Origin of the sequence: Chitinophaga filiformis (assembly GCF_023100805.1) — a bacterium.
Lineage (GTDB): Bacteria > Bacteroidota > Bacteroidia > Chitinophagales > Chitinophagaceae > Chitinophaga > Chitinophaga filiformis_B.
In genome coordinates, this window is record NZ_CP095855.1 from 992,502 (window position 1) to 1,010,599 (window position 18,098).

Here is an 18,098-nt window from a genome sequence, read left to right on the forward strand (position 1 = left end):
GAGATAACCCATATATAACCCATATATAAGCCATATATGACCCATATATAATCCATATTTCTAAAGATATGGGTTATATATGGGTTATATATGGCTAAAGTCTGCTTCATAGATGGATAAGAACAGCGAATGGTTCCTGCAAAAAACAGTATTCCCCGCCGGAATGATGAAGATGACAGCTGATGCATTATTTTAATACTTGTTATTATCTTTATATGATAAAGCAATTTCCTATGCGCTATGTATTACTGCTGGCAGCCGGTATTTCCCTGTTTGCCTGCAATGCCCCAAACGCCCCGGACGACCGATCAAAGAATGACCCACAACATCCGGGGAAGGGACAATTCACCGCTGTGATCAGCGAAGACCAGATATTCGATAAGCAACTGGTGCTGCATGCTGTCTCCCTTACGGAGGGTAAGAGCAAGGTGTCTGATAAATATTTTCTGAAGGGAGTAGATGCATATAGAAATCAGAAGAACCCGGAAGAAGGGGTGAAACTGTTTAAACAGTCTATCTTACAACAGCCGCAAGCGAGGGCTTATTTTGAGCTGGGTAATGCACTGGCAGACCTGAACAATCTGAAGGATGCGGCTTCTGCTTATCAGATAGCAGAGCTGTTGGACTACAAGCCTACTTCAAAGGTGTTGTATAACCTGGCCTGCGTGTATTCCAGGGCGGAAGTGGAAGAGTCTGCACGTTATTATCTCATCTCTGCTATTGAATTTGGCTACAGCAATGCCAAAAACATTTTTGAGGACAAAGATCTCGCATATCTGAGAGACAATACTTCGGATTTTCAAGGGATGGTTACCGTAGCATTGAGCGGTGCTACTGATCCTGACAAACTGCAATGGAACCTGTTCTGGCATGAGTTCAAACCGGTTTCCTATCCCCTGGTATTGGATGAGAGGTATAGTAAAAAGCTTGGAGAAGACTACATTTCATACGAGTATGAACGTTTTGTGGCTGAAATGCGTGACAGTAAATTCTCCCGTGACGTAGGAGTTGAATTTTATCATGTGGGGCTGGCGAAAGCAACTGATAGCATAAAGACAATAATTTATGCCACCAAGGATGTCATGATCAGTGAGAATACCCCGGCGGAATACTATATCGTCAGCTTTGACCACGTTGGTAAGCTGATCGACAAATTACTGATAGGAGGGCACGAAAAACTGGCAGATCCTTTCCGCGTGGCCACATTAAGGGAGAATGGAGATATCGAGATAGGATTGTTTAACCAGGTGTATAAGAAGGACCCGGAAAAAGAGGGCTATGATGACAATGAGCTGGTGGATGTGAAACTGCTGGAGAAACAATTATACAACATTACAGATGATGGCCATTTTGTGAGGAAGGACAATCTGTTGGGAATGAATCGTTAAGATAAGCCAGTCCCCAACGTATAATAGCTTCCGCGATCAGCAGGTTCAATGTCCAGCTGAGCCAGGAGATCAGGATATAGGCTGGAATGGGATGGATGGGGAGATTGAAGGCGCCGATCAGGAATGCATACAGGCGTAGTGAAATGGCAGATAGGGTGAGTGCATAACTACGGATCATCATGCCGGTATGTAAACGCCACTTTCGTTGCAGGGCATAGCGCCAGCCGAGGAAAGTGGTGAGTAGCCACAGGGAAGCCAGCAGCACAAAACTGATACGGGCCGGCAATCCGCCATTGGCATAAAAGCCCATGACCAAACCGGCCGGACCACTGAAGAACAAAATGACTATTGCATATATTTTCCCGGACCTGCGATGCAGGCCGGGAAATTTTTTTAGCAGATAATTGCTGAATTGCAACAGCCCTGCTATAAGTACGATGATGCTGGTAAAAACATGTACATAGAAGCTGATCCGCCAGTGCCGGATGTGATATACCAGCTGTTTGGTCATGAGAAAATCGACATACCTGTCAAAGGTAGTATAGGGAAGACTCAATAGTAACATCAACCAGGATGTGTACAGGATGATGGCCGCAAACAGGTAAAAGGCTACACGTTTTGAGAGGGGCACCATAGATCAGTACTCGCTTACATGGAAATTGAAAATATCTCCTTTGGCGCCGACAACGGCGTCTTCATAAGTCCCTTCACCCGAGTTATATTCGAGCGCAAACGTAGTAGACCGTGGCTGATAAGCGGGATTGGGCTGCCAGTTCACCTGCACCACCGTATCCGATTGCCTTTCCCAGGTGCCTCTCAGCGTGTTCATTTGTTTAGAGAAGGTCGAATCATTTACCTTTTCATAAAAGTTCAACGTACAGCTGCCATCTCTGTCAAAAAAGATATCACAGTGGTCTCCTGACATAAAGCCAAGGTATTCGGCATCCTGTCTGATCCTGGTGAGGTTCAATTGCTTTTGGGTAAGGGATTTATCGTTAACCGGTTTCCAGGAGCCGGTTGCGTTGTTGAGCGATGTATCCATTACCAGGGAGAAAACGCCATCAAACTCATGATCGCCGGGTTCAGCAAGCTGGATATCCAGTTTGTTTCCTTTGTTGGTAATATTGCCGCTTATATTTCTTCTCAGGCCTTTGTGCGTATTGTAGCCAGCTATTTTGTTGCCGCTGCAGTAATTGATGGTGATATAAATGGGGCTACCGCCAAAGTCGCCTTTATAGGTACCCAGTATCCTTGCTTCCAGGGGAACCTCTATTACGCTTGCTTTAGCGGCGGTACTATCGGTTTTGGCGGTGGTGCTTGGGGCAGATGGCTGGCATGCACTAATAAAGCATGCACCAATGAATGCTGTAATAATGTATTTCACAGGGTATTTTTTTGTAAAGTAAACAATAAATGCAGACTTATGCATTACCAGGAACGAGAAATTGTTCCAGCCGCACAAGTGTGATCTCCTGGTTGCCCCGGTAGAAGGGGGCTTCCGTTAGACTGTTACCAGGGAAGCGTTTGATTGTTTGCCTGGGACGCATTCGATTGTTTGCTCAACCAGTTAATAAATTTAATCCCTGATAGCTTTCTGTAACGGATAATCGAAATCCCGCAGTAACCTGCATCTGTTATTCCCGTTCTGAAGCAACTTAATGAAAGAAGCAGGGTAGAAGTGAGTTGAGCTTTCAGCCGGCCTTTCAGGCTGCGGGCAGTTTCTGGTTTTTCACGCAGACGGGTATTTAGCAGGGTGGTTTCCCGCGGTTTTTTTTAACAGAACGCTCATTCACGAGAGGAATATTTCTATTGACCCGGCTATTTAAAACCACCGTTTCTTTTGTATATTTAATGAGTGATAATTCTGTAGAAAACATCATTTTTGCAGCCCCCGGATCGCCTGCATATCTGTTTCCGAGCATAGTAGCACAGTAATATTTACCCATTTGATAACAACCAAAATTTTACTCATGAAACGAATGTCCTTCAACATTATTTCCTGCCTTTTGCTGGCTTTCGCATTATTTGCCGCATCGTGCGGTAAAGATGGAGACACTGGTCCTGCTGGCCCTGCCGGTCCCGCTGGTCCTGCCGGCCCTGCTGGTCCCGCTGGCCCTGCCGGTCCTGAGGGTACTGCCAATGTGATCTATTCAGACTGGCTGGACGTACAGTACAAGCCTGATACCGTTCATAACTCAGACGGCAGTATTGATACTGTTGGCTATTTTTCACAGATAGATGTGGCAGGACTTACACTTGATATGCTGACTTCCGGCGAGATCAAGGTGTACCTGAATGGTTTCAGTGCTGCTGATCCAACCGTTATACCATTACCGTATTTTAACGTTTATACGGGATTAAGCATCAATCCGCTTTTCTATCTCAATACCATTGAGCTCTATTCCAATGGAGATATCAGTACTGTAACACAGAACAACGTCAAGTACCAGCAATACAGGTATATTCTCATACCCGGAGGCACACCGGCACGTAAAGCGCCGATAGACTGGAACAATTATAAAGCGGTGCAGCAATACCTGGGCCTGAAGAATTAAGGGGTAGCCAGGATTGAATTTTTTTAGTAGCTGATCTTTCTAACGGAGATGGGCTAAACGATATATGTGGGATCAGGAATTGGATACGGCGGCAATGCCCATATTCAATTCCTGATCCCTTTTTAGTTATTTCTCAGTATTGTTGTTCAGTGCCTGCCACAACATATCCTTCAGCTCGGACAAGCCTTGCTGGGTAACGGAAGAAATGAATACGTGCGGCACATTATCAGGCAGCTCTTTAGCAATGGCCTCTTTCAGCTCATCGTCCAGCATATCGCTTTTACTGATGGCCAGCAGGAACTGTTTATCCAGTAGTTCCGGGTTATATTGCTCCAGCTCATTCATCAGTACCTCAAAATCTTTTTTATGGTCCTGGCTGTCTGCCGGGATCAGGAACAGCAATACGGAGTTCCTTTCGATATGGCGCAGGAAACGGTGCCCCAGTCCCTTTCCTTCGTGTGCCCCTTCAATGATACCGGGAAGGTCTGCAATAGCAAATGAACGGTCGTTGCGGTAAGGCACCATACCCAGGTTAGGGGTGAGGGTAGTAAATGCGTAGTCTGCTATTTTAGGCTTGGCAGCTGTAATGGTGGAAAGCAGGGTAGACTTGCCGGCATTGGGGAAACCTACCAGTCCTACGTCTGCCAGTATCTTCAGCTCCAGCACTTTCCAGCCTTCAATGCTGGGCATACCCGGTTGTGCATAATCAGGCGCCTGGTTGGTGGCCGATTTGAAAAAGCTGTTGCCGCGCCCGCCCTGGCCGCCGGGAATCCAGATCACTTCTTCGCCATCATGCAGGATCTCTGCCTCCATATCGCCGGTCTCCTCATCAAATGCCTGGGTGCCGAGGGGGACTTCAATGATAATGTCTTCGCCGTTCTTACCGGTACTGTTATTGTCACGGCCATTACCGCCGTCCTCTGCCACCACATTCTTATACCAGCGCAGGTGCAGCAATGTCCATAGCTGGGAATTCCCTTTCAGGATAATATGCCCGCCACGGCCACCGTCACCACCGTCGGGACCGGCTTCCGGGTTGTATTTGGTACGCATGAAGTGTGCACTACCTGCGCCTCCTTTACCTGATTTTGCGTAGATCCTTATGTAATCAACGAAGTTGCCTCTTTCCAAAGTATTTGATTTATGCTTAATGTTACACGCCCCCGTGTTGAAGGGAGGCGTGTAAATATAAAAACGCAAAGATCGTTAAGTTCGGGCATTTAAAGTACGCATAGCGCGCTAAAATGCTTACTTACAATCTTTGCGTTTAAAATATATGGAATAGCTTGTTATACTTTTTCCTCTATTACCAGGCTGTCTATCTCTTTGCTCAGGCGCTCAAAAATCTCCTCAACAGAGCCTTCGCCCTTGATCTTCTTGAACTTACCATATTTGGCATAGTGGTCAGCTACAGGAGCGGTCTTGTTGTGATATTCAACGATACGGGCCCTGATCACATCTTCATTCGCATCGTCAGGACGACCGGAGGTAGCGCCTCTGCCCAGCAAACGGCTGATCAGTTCATGCTCGGGTACTTCCAGTGCCAGCACAACAGAGATGGAAGTTTTCTTCAGTGCCAGTAATTTATCCAGCGCCTCTGCCTGGGCAGTGGTACGGGGAAAGCCGTCGAAAATAAAACCTCTTGCATCCGGGTTGGCATCCAGTTTGGAGCTGATCATGCCGATCACCACCTCATCTGGCACCAGTATACCCTGGTCCATCACTTTTTTGGCTTCGAGGCCCAGTGGTGTTTTGGCTCCAATTTCACTGCGCAGCAAATCGCCGGTGGACAGGTGAATGAGCCCGAATTTATTAATCAGGTTAGCACTCTGAGTGCCCTTTCCGCTACCGGGAGGGCCAAATAAAATGATATTGACCATGTTTTAAAAAATGCTTTAGCAAGAATGCAAATATAGCAAACAATTGAATGTATTGGTAACTAAAATTGCAATTGCTTGAATAACGTAAAATATTTAAGAAATTTCCTAGATATGTTTTAATGATTTGCTGTAAATAATGGATTATTTTTAAGAAGTTCACTGTTGATGTGTAATGGTTAACGCATCGCTTTTACAGACATTATGTAAATAAATCATACCACAGGTTAACGTAAATATAAACATTTCTACTGCCGTATGATATCCACGATGAAGTTGTCAAGGAAAAAAAATTAGCTGTTTAAACATAAAAATGTTCGGATCCATGGTCGGAATGCTATGTACTATGGAGTAATAATTTGTAAGTTTAGTCGATGATGATGAAGCAATTAATGATTTTAGGTCTCTCTTCGCTATGCATGATAGGAGGGGGTGTGCCCCGGAGAATGCCGGGAATGGAACCGGGGCCGGGAACACCAAAGCAGCAGGTGCTACATGAAGCAAAAAGTAACAAACCCCTGAAGGTAAGGCAGGATGATGATGCCACCCGCTGGGTGGACAGCGTCTTCGAGTCGCTGGATGACGATGAGCGCATTGCTCAGCTCATCATGATCAGGGCGCACTCCAACCTCGGGCAGGACCACGTTAGAAAAGTTGTGCAAGACATCCGGGAAAACAAAGTAGGGGGGCTCATCTTTTTCCAGGGAGGCCCTGTAAGGCAGGCAAATCTTACCAATTACTACCAATCCATCTCGAAAACCCCGCTTATGATCGCCATAGATGGCGAATGGGGACTGGGTATGCGCCTGGACAGTGTAACGCCCCTGCCGCGCCAGCTGATGCTGGGCGCCATGCAGGACAGCGCCCTTGCCTACCGCTACGGCCAGGTACTGGCTATGCAATGCCGGCGCCTGGGTATTCATGTGGATTATGCGCCCGATATGGACGTGAATAACAACCCCAACAATCCGGTGATCAACGACCGTTCTTTCGGCCAGGATAAATTCCAGGTAGCCCGTATGGGTGTGCAGGTCATCAAAGGCATGCAGGAGCAGAATGTAATGGCGGTGGCCAAACATTTTCCCGGGCATGGCGATACGGATGTAGATTCTCATCTCGATATGCCCGTGATCCGCAAGAGCAGGGCGCAGCTGGACTCGCTGGAGCTTTATCCATTCCGCAGGGCCATAGAGGCCGGCGTACAAAGTATCATGATGGCCCATCTCTATATTCCGGCGCTGGACAGTACGCCCAATACGCCGACTTCCATTTCGCATAAAGCCATTACCGATTTTCTGAAAGGAGAGCTTGGTTACAAAGGCATCGTCATCACTGATGCATTGGAAATGAAGGGTATTGCGAAGTTTTATACCGGCGGGGAAGAGGCTGCACAGTCACTGTTGGCCGGAAATGACATGATGATGCTGCCATCTACCGCCGCGGGAAGTGTGGATGCCATCAAACGGGCCATCAGAAGGGGTCAGATCTCGAAAGAGGAAGTATACCAGCGGGTGAAGAAGGTGTTGCTGGCCAAATATAAACTGGGACTGAATAAACCGCAGGTAATAGATGTTAACAACCTGACAAGTGATCTGAACGCGGCGACGGATTCACTTACCAGGAGCATCGGCGAGCAAGCCATTACCCTGGTGAAGAATGATAATAACCTTATTCCGTTCACCCAGCATACGCCCGGCACGGTAGCAGTTATTGCGGTGGGTGCGGATGTGAATAATGCGTTTCTGCAGACTATCAAAACTCTCCGGCCAGATGTGAATTCCTTTATTTTCACATCCCGCCAGTCGGAAACACAGGTACCGCAGGTAGTAGAGCGCCTGAAGCGGGATTACCAGGCGGTGATCATCAGCCTTCATAATTATGCGCGTCGTCCGGCAAATAATTTCGGCATCAGTACGGCAGAGCGTCTGCTGATCCAGCAGCTGCAACAGGAAATGCCTTCGGCCACAGTTGTATTTGGCAATCCATATGCTATCCAGTATTTCTGCGATGCGCCTACCATTATTGCGGCTTATGAAGATGATGAAAATACTCAGCGCACAGCGGCTGCTATCTTATTTGGTCAGCAGCCGGCAAAGGGTAAACTGCCGGTAACGGTGTGTCCGAACTTCCCTTATGGCACGGGTATTATACAAACGCCGCCGCCCCCTGTGGTAAAAACGGAATTACCGCATGTGAAGCCGGAGACAGTGGGTATGAGCAGCCAGGTATTGCAGAAGATAGATGTGCTGGCCAATGACATGATCGCCAAAGGCGCCGCACCGGGTTGCCAGATACTGGCAATGAAAGATGGTAAGATCGTATACGATAAGACCTTCGGATATTTTGATTACAGCAAGCGCGAGCCTGTTACTGCCAGTGCCGTTTATGACCTGGCCTCAGTGACCAAGATATGCGCAACCACCCTCTCTGTGATGCGCCTCTATGATGAAGGAAAGCTGAGCCTCGATGCTACGTTGGGCGATTATCTGCCATGGGTGAGAGGATCGAATAAGGCGGGCCTGCGCATCCGCGATGTACTGCTGCACCAGGCGGGACTGGTGGCCTTCATTCCTTTCTTTAAGGAGGTGATAGATGCGAAAGGAATTCCGGATACAGCATTGTTCCATACGTATGCAGATTCTGTGTACTCCGTGCGGGTGGCAGAACATCTCTATATGAGAGGCGATTATGTGGATACCATGTACCGCCGCATCCTGGAGAGCCCGTTAAAACCGCAACAGGGATATGTGTACAGCGACAATGACTTCATCTTCCTCGGAGAAATTGTGGAACAGATAACAGGCAAGAAACTGAACCGCTATGTACGGGAAACATTCTATGAGCCGCTGGGCATGGAGAATACAGGCTTCCGTCCAAGGGAGCGCTTCCAGTTGTCGCAACTGGCGCCGACAGAGAATGAGCCAATCTTCCGCCGCCAGTGGATACGGGGAGATGTGCACGATCCCGGCGCGGCCATGTTTGGCGGTGTGGCGGGACATGCCGGACTGTTCTCCAATGCGGGCGATCTGGCCATTCTCATGCAGATGTTGCTGAATGGAGGTACATACGACGGGAAGCAATATATCAAAGCTGAAACGCTGCAATTGTTCACCAGCTACAACAGTAATGTGAGCAGGCGGGGACTGGGATTTGATAAACCGGAAAAAGACAATGGCCGGCATGGAGAAGCGTATCCATGTAAAAGCGCCTCACCGCTTACCTTCGGTCATACCGGCTTTACAGGCACTTGCATATGGGTCGACCCGCAGTCGCAGCTGGTGTTTATCTTCCTGAGCAACCGCGTATGCCCTGCCGGCGGAGATAATAAAAAGCTCATAACACAGCACGTGCGTGAGAATATCATGGAAGTGCTGTATGAGGCGCTGGGAGGAAAGAAATAGGTATAGAAAACGGGATAAATAGGCAATAGTGCCAGGTGAAGTATGCCTTTAAGGCCATTCATCTGGCACTATCTTTTTTATGGATAGCAATATCTTTCGTACGGATGCTTATTGTACTGATACTGTTCTGTTGATGCTTGTTTCTGTCTTAATGTTCACGATCTTTTCCGCGAGCCTGTTCCTGCCTCTTCTGATCTCAAAAGTGTAAGCGCCGTCCTGCAGTTCCTGCATGTTGAACTTAGCTACGTACAGCATGGTAACAGGCAGTGATTCCTGGTGCAGTACATAGTTGTTGGCATCCTTGATGCTCAGTGTTACTCTTTCAACGCCGGGATTCTCAACAGTGATCTTAAACACAAGTGCCTCAGGGTCAATCTGCGCAACTTTCAGTTTGAAGGCTGTCACAGCAGCAGGGGTTTCATCATTGTTCGCTACCATGCTTACCCTGGTGTCGTTGTATGCATAGGTAGTCTCCTGGGCTTTCGAAAAAGATACGTTTACGAGGATTGCGGCTAATAAAAACGATATGCGTTTCATACAAAAATGTTTGTTTTTGTTTAGATGGTGTTGTCTGTTTGTATTAGCTAATACATGGTTCCTTAAATCGCCGCAAAGATCGATGGGATACATTAACGGAAAGTTACGGGCAGGTTAACATACGATTATCAAACGGGCGGGAAGAGATGACGAATGTCATTCTTAATTGTTAATTGATACCTACCTTTGCTGGCGTTTATGGAAAAATCGAGATTACAACAGCAGCGGCCGGTGGCAATCTGGCTATATATAGGGGTGGGAATGCTTATCGTCCAGGTTTTGCTGGGAGGGATCACCAGGCTGACCGGCTCCGGACTGTCCATTACCGAATGGAAGCCCATCATGGGGGCATTGCCGCCTATGACGGAAGATGCCTGGCAGGCGGCCTTTGAGAAATATAAGCAGATTGCGCAGTACCAGTATATGAACCGGCATTTTACGCTGTCCGATTTTAAATCCATCTATTTCTGGGAATGGCTGCACCGTAACTGGGCCCGCTTCATCGGGGTGGTTTTTGCAATTCCCTTTATCTATTTCCTTATTAAAAAGAAGCTCGATGCCTCTATGGTTAAGCCAATGATCATCCTGTTCCTGCTCGGAGGCTTACAGGGCGCTATCGGATGGATCATGGTGCAGAGCGGACTGAATACGGAAGACCTGTATGTAAGCCACATCAGGCTGGCAGTACACTTCATTGCAGCATTGGTATTGCTGTGTTACACATTCTGGTTTGCATTGAAACTGAGTACTGATAAAAAGGAGATCCTATCTATGCCTGGCCTGCGCAAACTGAACGGCTGGCTGCTGGCAGTACTCACCTTACAACTGATCTTCGGCGCTTTCATGGCAGGACTGCATGCTGCGCTTGTAGCGAATACCTGGCCCGATATCAATGGTATGTGGTGGCCAATGGGCATGTTCACACAGGGAAGCCTGCTGACAGATATCACCCACAATGCGATCACGATACAGTTCATTCACCGCGGCCTGGCCTACCTCATTACTATCCTCGTGGTAATATGGTGGTGGAAAGCCTCTGAGGCGCCGGAAAACAGCCTGCTTCACCGCATCCGCTATGTGCCTTTACTGCTGGTATTACTGCAGGTAATGCTGGGAGTGCTCACCCTGCTGGGCAGCCAGGTAAGAATTCCACTACTGCAGGGTATACTGCACCAGGGCGTGGGGATGTTATTGTTACTCTCTCTTGTATGGACCTTATACCTCAGCAGAAATAAGGCAGCGAAAGTTTAGAAGATCGAACATCCGGTCGGTAACATGTTAAACTTTTTCGTAAGTTTATTGTAATTAGCGTATCGGATGAAAGTGAAATCTTTGTTGGTCAGGATCTTTTACTCGTTCCCTATACAACTGTTCTTGCTTCATTTCCGCAAGTACCAGGTGTTGCTGGTGTTCTGGGCTATACTTTTCAGCACTATAAATGGGGAATTTGCCAAGTTATTTGGTGGCGACGCTTTGTTTCTGGCGCCAGAGTACCTGGGCAATGTGAATTTTTACAGTACATCCATCCTGGGCCTGGCCACCGGCTTGTTTGCCATGAGCTGGAACATCACGACTTTCATTCTTCACACCGGCCGTTTTAAATTTCTTGCAACCACATCCCAGCCTTTTTTTAAATACTGCCTGAACAACTCTATTTTTCCCATTGCCTTCATGCTGAACCTGCTTTTTCGCGGCTGGGAATACCAGCGCTACCAGCAATTGAGTTCAGTGCCGGAAATATTGTTGCTGACGGAAGGGTTTATATGCGGATATCTCTTCATCGTCTTCTTCAGTTTCTTCTACTTTTTTAACGCAGACAAAAATATTGGCCGCAGGCTGGAAAGGAAATTTGGCAATCCCCGTAATTTCCTGCGCCTCGTATTGAAACCAACACAGGAGAAAGACGAAAATGCATTGCCTGTACATAATTATTTCAACTCTCCCTGGAAAATCCGCCGGGCCAGGAATGTAGACCACTACAACAAGCATTATCTGGATAGCATCCTGAAACAGCACCATTTTGCAGCGATGATCACCGTAGGGTGTGCGCTTATTTTCCTGGTGGTGCTGGCTTTCCTGATGGATTATCCGGTATTCAGAATTCCTGCGGGCGCAAGCGTAATGATCTTTTTCGCGTTCCTGATAGGCGTGGCAGGCGCCTATGCTTACCTGTTACAAAGCTGGGCAATTCCCATGGTGCTGGTGATGTTGTTCGGACTGAACTGGTTGGTAACGCATGACCTGATTGATAACCGTAACAAGGCTTATGGACTTGATTATGGTGAAAGGAAGGCAAGGCCCGAATATAGTGTAACGGCGTTGCAGCAATTCTTTACATGGGAGCGGGCGGAGCAGGATAAGCAACAAACGCTGAAGATCCTGGAGAACTGGAAGGCGAAGTACAAAGGCCCCGGGAAACCTAAGATGGTAATTATCAATTTCAGTGGAGGCGGTTTACGGGCGGCCACCTGGAGCATGAATGTTTTGCAGCGGCTGGACCTTATGATGAAAGGACAACTGATGAACAATACATTCCTGATGACGGGGGCTTCCGGTGGTATGATGGGCGCATCGTATTTCAGGGCCCTGTATATGGAGAAGCAGAAAGGACGCCCCGTTAATATACAGGATAGTGCTTATACAGAACGCATTTCCCGCGACCTGCTGAACTGTGTGTTTACCTCCCTGGCGGTGAACGATTTTATCACACCGTTCCGTTCATTCAAAATAGGCGACAACCGTTATGCAAAAGACAGGGGCTTTGCTTTTGAACTGCAACTGAACAGTAACACCGGAAACGCACTGTCCGGCACTATCAACGATTACCGGGAACCGGAGCAGAAAGCGCAGATACCTATGTTGATCTGGAACGCTACGATCAACGCCGATGGGCGTCGCCTGATCATTTCCCCTCAACCGGTCAGCTACCTTTGTGCACCGGAGTATTCGCCCGAAATAAGAAACGTGCGGGATGTAGATGGCGTGGACTTCACACAGTACTTTGCCAGCCAGGGAGCGGCAGACCTGCGTATTACCAGTGCTATCAGGATGTGTGCTACATTCCCATATGTATTGCCTAATGTATTTTTGCCCAGCAGGCCTATTGTGGATGTAATGGATGCGGGTATCAGGGATAATTTCGGGCAGGAGTCGTCCATGCGTTTCCTGCATACATTCCGCAACTGGGTCAATGACAATACGGATGGTATTGTTTACATCCAGGTAAGAGATACCCGTAAGAATGATATTAAGTCTATCAAACAGTCCATGAAGCTGAACGATATGATGTTTGACCCCTTATTCACCATGCAGGCACATTGGAGCGCTATGCAGGATTTTGTGCAGGATAACGAGCTGACTTACCTGGAGGGCTATTTCCCGGGAAAGTTCCACCGTGTCATCTTCCAGTATGTGCCCCAGAAAGAGGATAAAGCGGCGGCATTAAGCTGGCACCTGACATCCCGTGAAAAGATCGACATTGCCGGTGCGCTGGACAATCCTACTAACCAGGCATCGTTCGACAGTGTAATGAATATTGTTGGCCGTCCCATGCTGACGGAGGGGACTCACTAAAAAAGGGGCAGTACCGGGCTGAACATAGATTAAAAAAAATGAAATCTGTCATCTGCGGGTCTAATTATAGTGAGCCTGAAAACGATAAATCAGGCTGTTTTTTTCGCGTAAAGCATTGTTCTATAGGGTATTATTCGTCAGGAGCTTAGATTTTTAATGAATCATTTGGAGAAATGATCACAATTATTTAAAAGCCTATCCCCACATTTTCCACATTTTATTGTAACTTTGCGCCTTCTTTGGCCCGACCTGTGTCAACCAGCCAGAACAAATTGAACAAGATTTATGAATATCCGTAACATAGCAATCATTGCGCACGTAGACCACGGTAAAACTACCCTGGTTGATAAAATCCTGCATCACACCAATGTTTTCAGGGCAAACCAGGAAACAGGTGAGTTGATCATGGACAATAACGACCTGGAAAAGGAACGTGGTATCACCATCCTGAGTAAAAACGTTTCCGTTGAATACAATGGGGTGAAAATCAACGTGATCGATACTCCAGGCCACGCCGACTTCGGAGGAGAAGTGGAAAGGGTGTTGAAAATGGCAGACGGTGTGATCCTGCTGGTAGACGCCTTTGAAGGGCCGATGCCACAGACCCGTTTCGTACTGCAAAAAGCGCTGCAGCTGAACCTGAAGCCTATTGTGGTAATCAACAAAGTTGACAAGGCGAACTGCCGTCCTGACGAGGTGCATGATGCGGTATTCGAACTGTTCTTCAACCTGGATGCAACAGAAGAGCAGCTGAACTTCCCAACCTATTATGGTTCCGGTAAGAATGGCTGGTTTAACGATTCATTGGCTCAATGTGAAGATATTACTCCGCTGCTGGATGGTATCCTGAAGCACGTACCGGAACCAAAGATCCCGGAAGGTAACCTGCAGCTGCAGATCACTTCCCTGGATTACTCTACCTTCCTGGGCCGTATTGCCGTAGGTCGTGTAGCGCGTGGTTCTATTAAAGAAGGTCAGCCTATCTCCCTGGTGCAGGCAGATGGTTCCATCAAAAAATCCCGCGTACGTGAACTGTACATCTTTGAAGCGCTGGGTAAAAAGAAAGTGACTGAAGTTGAAGCTGGTGATATCTGTGCTGTTGTAGGTCTGGAAGATTTCAATATTGGTGACACTATCGCTGACTTCGATGCTCCTGAAGCATTGCCTGTAATCAGCGTGGACGAGCCAACCATGAATATGCTGTTCAGCATCAACAACTCTCCGTTCTTTGGTAAGGATGGTAAGTTCGTTACCTCCCGTCACCTGCGTGACCGTCTGGTAAAAGAAACTGAAAAGAACCTGGCACTGCGCGTAGTTGATACAGACAGCGCTGATAGCTTCCTGGTTTATGGCCGTGGTATCCTGCACTTAGGTGTATTGATCGAAACTATGCGTCGTGAAGGATTTGAGTTGACCGTAGGTCAGCCTCAGGTAATCCTGAAAAATATAGATGGCAAAAAATGTGAACCATACGAAACACTGGTAGTAGACGTTCCACAGGAATTTGCAAGTAAAGTGATCGACCTGGTAACCCGTCGTAAGGGTGAAATGCTGATCATGGAAACCAAGGGTGAAATGCAGCACCTGGAATTCGAAATTCCTTCCCGCGGTCTGATCGGTCTGCGTACGCAGATGCTGACCAACACTGCTGGTGAGGCTGTAATGGCACACCGCTTCAACGATTATAAAGCATGGAAGGGTGCTATCCCTGGCCGTAACAACGGTGTGCTGATCGCTAAGGAAGCTGGTACAACAACCGCATACTCCCTGGATAAACTGCAGGACAGAGGTTTCTTCTTCGTAGATCCGGGAGAAGAAGTGTACAAAGGCATGATCATCGGTGAGAACAACAAACCTGGCGACCTGGTAGTGAACCCGAATGAAGGTAAGAAGCTGACCAACATGCGTGCAAGTGGTAGTGATGCTGCAACCAGCATTGCGCCTAAGACCCTGATGACACTGGAAGAGTGTATGGAGTACATCCAGCACGATGAGTGTATCGAGGTAACGCCAAACCACATCCGTATGCGTAAAGTATACCTGGATGAGGAAGACAGAAAGAGACTTTCTAAAGTAATGAAAGCAGACGCATAAGTATAAAGCGTTAAAGATATAAGCCGCCTCGTGAATAACGGGGCGGCTTTTTTGTTCTACAGCGCGCATGTTAGATGCGCAGCCCCTTTGTATCTTTGTAGTGATGGAGCCGCAAATACCATTATTCAACGATCCCGCCGGTCAGCATATTACCCTGAAAGATGGTGAACTGGTTTACTATCCGCAGTTCTTTTCCCTGCAGGAGGCTACATCATATCTGCAGGTATTAACAGAAAGGATCCCGTGGCAGCAGGAGCGTATGAAGATGTATGGCAAAGAAGTGTTGTTTCCCCGTCTGATGGCATGGTATGGAGATGCCGGCAGCAATTATGCTTTTTCCGGTAATACCTATACGCCGCAGGCCTGGACAGAAGAGCTGTTACAGATAAAAGAGCGGATAGAGCCCGAAGCAGGCGTACGTTTTAACAGCGTATTGCTGAACCGTTACCGTAACGGGAAAGATTCCATGGGATGGCATGCGGATGATGAGCCGGAGCTGGGCCTGAACCCGGTTATTGCTTCCGTTAACCTTGGCGCTTCCCGTCGTTTTATGCTGCGCCATCCGCAGGCAGGGTTAAAATATGAGCTGGACCTGCAGCATGGTTCATTGCTGATCATGAAAGGCGCCCTGCAGCATCACTGGCAACACCAGGTGCCGAAAACAACCAAAGTATCAGGAGAGCGAATTAATCTCACATTCAGGGTGATACAGAGAGTGCGATAGATAACCTACGAAGACATTGATCATGAAAAATCCCATCTTATTGGTTGGCAATGATATCAATAACATGTCGAAAGGCCAGAGCTGGAAAGACCTGCTTAATGACATTGTTGCATTCTGCCTCCCGGACGGCTGTATACAGCTGGACGACAGGAAGCCGTTTCCCTTATTGTATGAAGAGATTTTCCTGACGGCCATTCGCCAGGAGCATATCCGGGAAGTGCAGCTGAAATCCTTTATTGCAGAAAAGACACTGAAGATAGAACAGAACGATATTCATGCCGCCATCCGCGATCTGGCGCCGGCACACATTCTGACCACGAACTATGAATTTACGCTGGAAGGAGAAATTCCTTCGCAGAATGATGGATTGATCCTGGAAAGGATATTCAGCATATTCAGGAAATACAAAATCGGGAATACCAATTACTGGCATATACATGGCGATTGCCTGAACCCACTTAGCATCAATCTTGGATTTGAGCATTATGGCGGTCAGTTACAGCAAATGAGGAACTATGTTGTGTCTGGCACAACATATACCAGCGCGCAGGCGCCCCGGCAATCGCTGGTACAGCGCATCAGTCAGCATTTGCCGGTAAGGGAATATTCCTGGCTGGACCTTTTCTTCATGCAGGATATCCACATATTCGGGCTCTCGCTCGATTTTGTAGAAACGGACCTGTGGTGGCTGCTGACCTACAGGGCCAGGCAGAAATTCCAGAAGAATACTATTCCTGTGAAGAATGCCCTGTATTATTATATTCCGGCGGAATTTGCGCCGGGCGCCAAGTTCAAGCTGGAGATGCTGGTGGCCAATGATGTAAAGGTGATAGAAATTGCAGCCACAGATAAACGGGCTTATTATGAAGAAGTATTGCGACGGATCAGGAAGTTGTGAACTATATGGAGTGGTTTTTGTTCTTGAGCTGGTATCATCACACCCAAAAACCACAAGATCATGGTCAGATTAACAGCTATGCTCCTTGTACTGCTTGCCAATACCTGTAACCAGCAAAAGGCGGTGAAACAACAGATTGGCAGTATCCAGGATAAAAGATGGAGCCTCGTCAACATGAACGGGACTATCCAGGAAAAATCACCGATATGGCTGGAGTTTGATACAGCTGCACATCGCTTCAGTGGTAACGGAGGCTGTAATAAAGTAGCCGGTGAATATCAGCTGGATGGCAACGAGATCACTTTCGGAAAAGTAATAAGCACACGTATGGCTTGTATTGATGCACAGGCCAATGAAAGGGAAAGCGCTTTCCTGCGTATGCTTAGTGACAGGACTTACACGATTAAGTTTGAAGAGCGGCAATTGCAGTTCCGCGACAGCGGAAGGATTGCCATGTTGTTTGATGGATTTAAAAAAGCAGCAGTTACAAAATAATAATGCATAAAAGTAAATGCGGCGCATACCGGAACGGGCGATTGCTTTTCCGTATATGCGCCGCATTTTTCTATTATCTACCGGCCAGCATAACGATCTGATTGTCCACAAGAACAGTGTCAGATACTTCATTACCCACCTTTACGGTTACAGCTATCTTAGCTGATTTCCGTGCGGGAATGCATACTACCAACTCGTTGTCAGATGCACTGATGATTGACGCTTCGACGTCATCTACTATTACTTTATTGTCAGTTGTAACATTGCTGAAACCTTTTCCTTTAATGGTCAATACTATCTCAGTAGTACCTGCGGGAAGAGTATCCTGTATACGCAAGGATGTCTTTTCAGCAGAAGGATTTACATGACAACTGTACAGACAGCACATCATCATGGCCGCTATGGCCACACTCATTTTCCTGTAAAGCATAAAATTATTCTTTTTGGGGTTCAGGGTTTAAAAAAACAGCGCCTGTAGTGTATGGAGCTAACCGCGACTGTTGGTATTTCAAATAAATCGGACGCAAAGATAAGGAGTACTCATGGAATAACAATG

Annotated in this window: 15 protein-coding genes; 9 read left to right on the top strand and 6 right to left on the bottom strand. The window is 47.3% G+C overall.

The features are described 5' to 3' along the window. Positions 1–215: 215 nt before the first annotated feature. Positions 216–1,388, top strand: coding sequence for a tetratricopeptide repeat protein (locus MYF79_RS04150; RefSeq protein WP_247812691.1), 1,173 nt, complete (start codon positions 216–218; stop codon positions 1,386–1,388). Here the strand turns inward: MYF79_RS04150 and MYF79_RS04155 are convergent. After that, positions 1,333–2,022, bottom strand: a complete 690-nt coding sequence (locus MYF79_RS04155; RefSeq protein ID WP_247812692.1) for a DUF2306 domain-containing protein — start codon at positions 2,020–2,022, stop codon at positions 1,333–1,335. The genes MYF79_RS04150 and MYF79_RS04155 overlap by 56 nt on opposite strands. Before the next feature lie 3 nt (positions 2,023–2,025). Continuing rightward, positions 2,026–2,772 (bottom strand): hypothetical protein, encoded by a 747-nt coding sequence (locus MYF79_RS04160; protein ID WP_247812693.1) that lies wholly within the window; start codon positions 2,770–2,772, stop codon positions 2,026–2,028. Positions 2,773–3,358: 586 nt separating this feature from the next. Here MYF79_RS04160 and MYF79_RS04165 point away from each other — a divergent pair. After that, positions 3,359–3,943 carry a hypothetical protein gene (locus tag MYF79_RS04165; RefSeq protein ID WP_247812694.1) on the top strand — a complete coding sequence of 195 codons (585 nt, stop codon included), beginning with the start codon at positions 3,359–3,361 and terminating at the stop codon, positions 3,941–3,943. Between the two features lie 126 nt (positions 3,944–4,069). Here MYF79_RS04165 and obgE read toward each other — a convergent pair whose 3' ends face one another. Both obgE and MYF79_RS04175 read right to left on the bottom strand, forming a co-directional pair. Then, positions 4,070–5,074, bottom strand: a complete 1,005-nt coding sequence (gene obgE / locus MYF79_RS04170) for a GTPase ObgE (protein WP_247812695.1) — start codon at positions 5,072–5,074, stop codon at positions 4,070–4,072. 158 nt (positions 5,075–5,232) lie between these two features. Further along, positions 5,233–5,823: an adenylate kinase gene (locus MYF79_RS04175; RefSeq protein ID WP_247812696.1), complete on the bottom strand. Its 591-nt coding sequence runs from the start codon at positions 5,821–5,823 to the stop codon at positions 5,233–5,235. 452 nt (positions 5,824–6,275) lie between these two features. Here MYF79_RS04175 and MYF79_RS04180 point away from each other — a divergent pair, with 452 nt between their 5' ends. Next, on the top strand, positions 6,276–9,221 hold the full coding sequence (locus tag MYF79_RS04180) for a glycoside hydrolase family 3 N-terminal domain-containing protein (protein WP_247812697.1): 2,946 nt from the start codon (positions 6,276–6,278) through the stop codon (positions 9,219–9,221). A gap of 108 nt (positions 9,222–9,329) precedes the next feature. Here MYF79_RS04180 and MYF79_RS04185 read toward each other — a convergent pair whose 3' ends face one another. Beyond that, positions 9,330–9,758, bottom strand: coding sequence for a hypothetical protein (locus MYF79_RS04185; protein WP_247812698.1), 429 nt, complete (start codon positions 9,756–9,758; stop codon positions 9,330–9,332). Positions 9,759–9,956: 198 nt separating this feature from the next. Here MYF79_RS04185 and MYF79_RS04190 point away from each other — a divergent pair, with 198 nt between their 5' ends. The 6 genes from MYF79_RS04190 (at position 9,957) to MYF79_RS04215 (ending at position 17,542) form a co-directional block, all read left to right on the top strand. Further along, on the top strand, positions 9,957–11,009 hold the full coding sequence (locus MYF79_RS04190; protein ID WP_247812699.1) for a COX15/CtaA family protein: 1,053 nt from the start codon (positions 9,957–9,959) through the stop codon (positions 11,007–11,009). Between the two features lie 66 nt (positions 11,010–11,075). Then, complete coding sequence (locus MYF79_RS04195; protein WP_247812700.1) at positions 11,076–13,331, top strand: patatin-like phospholipase family protein; 2,256 nt, start codon at positions 11,076–11,078, stop codon at positions 13,329–13,331. 285 nt (positions 13,332–13,616) lie between these two features. Then, a complete protein-coding gene (gene typA, locus MYF79_RS04200) occupies positions 13,617–15,425 on the top strand; it encodes a translational GTPase TypA (RefSeq protein WP_247812701.1) in 1,809 nt (602 codons plus the stop codon). A gap of 67 nt (positions 15,426–15,492) precedes the next feature. Next, complete coding sequence (locus MYF79_RS04205) at positions 15,493–16,149, top strand: alpha-ketoglutarate-dependent dioxygenase AlkB family protein (protein ID WP_247812702.1); 657 nt, start codon at positions 15,493–15,495, stop codon at positions 16,147–16,149. Positions 16,150–16,171: 22 nt separating this feature from the next. Continuing rightward, a complete protein-coding gene (locus MYF79_RS04210) occupies positions 16,172–17,047 on the top strand; it encodes a hypothetical protein (protein WP_247812703.1) in 876 nt (291 codons plus the stop codon). Between the two features lie 60 nt (positions 17,048–17,107). Further along, positions 17,108–17,542, top strand: a complete 435-nt coding sequence (locus tag MYF79_RS04215) for an META domain-containing protein (protein ID WP_247812704.1) — start codon at positions 17,108–17,110, stop codon at positions 17,540–17,542. A gap of 73 nt (positions 17,543–17,615) precedes the next feature. Here the strand turns inward: MYF79_RS04215 and MYF79_RS04220 are convergent, their stop codons facing one another. Continuing rightward, entirely contained in the window at positions 17,616–17,972 is a 357-nt protein-coding gene (locus MYF79_RS04220) for an IPT/TIG domain-containing protein (protein WP_247812705.1), read from the bottom strand. Positions 17,973–18,098 lie beyond the last annotated feature (126 nt).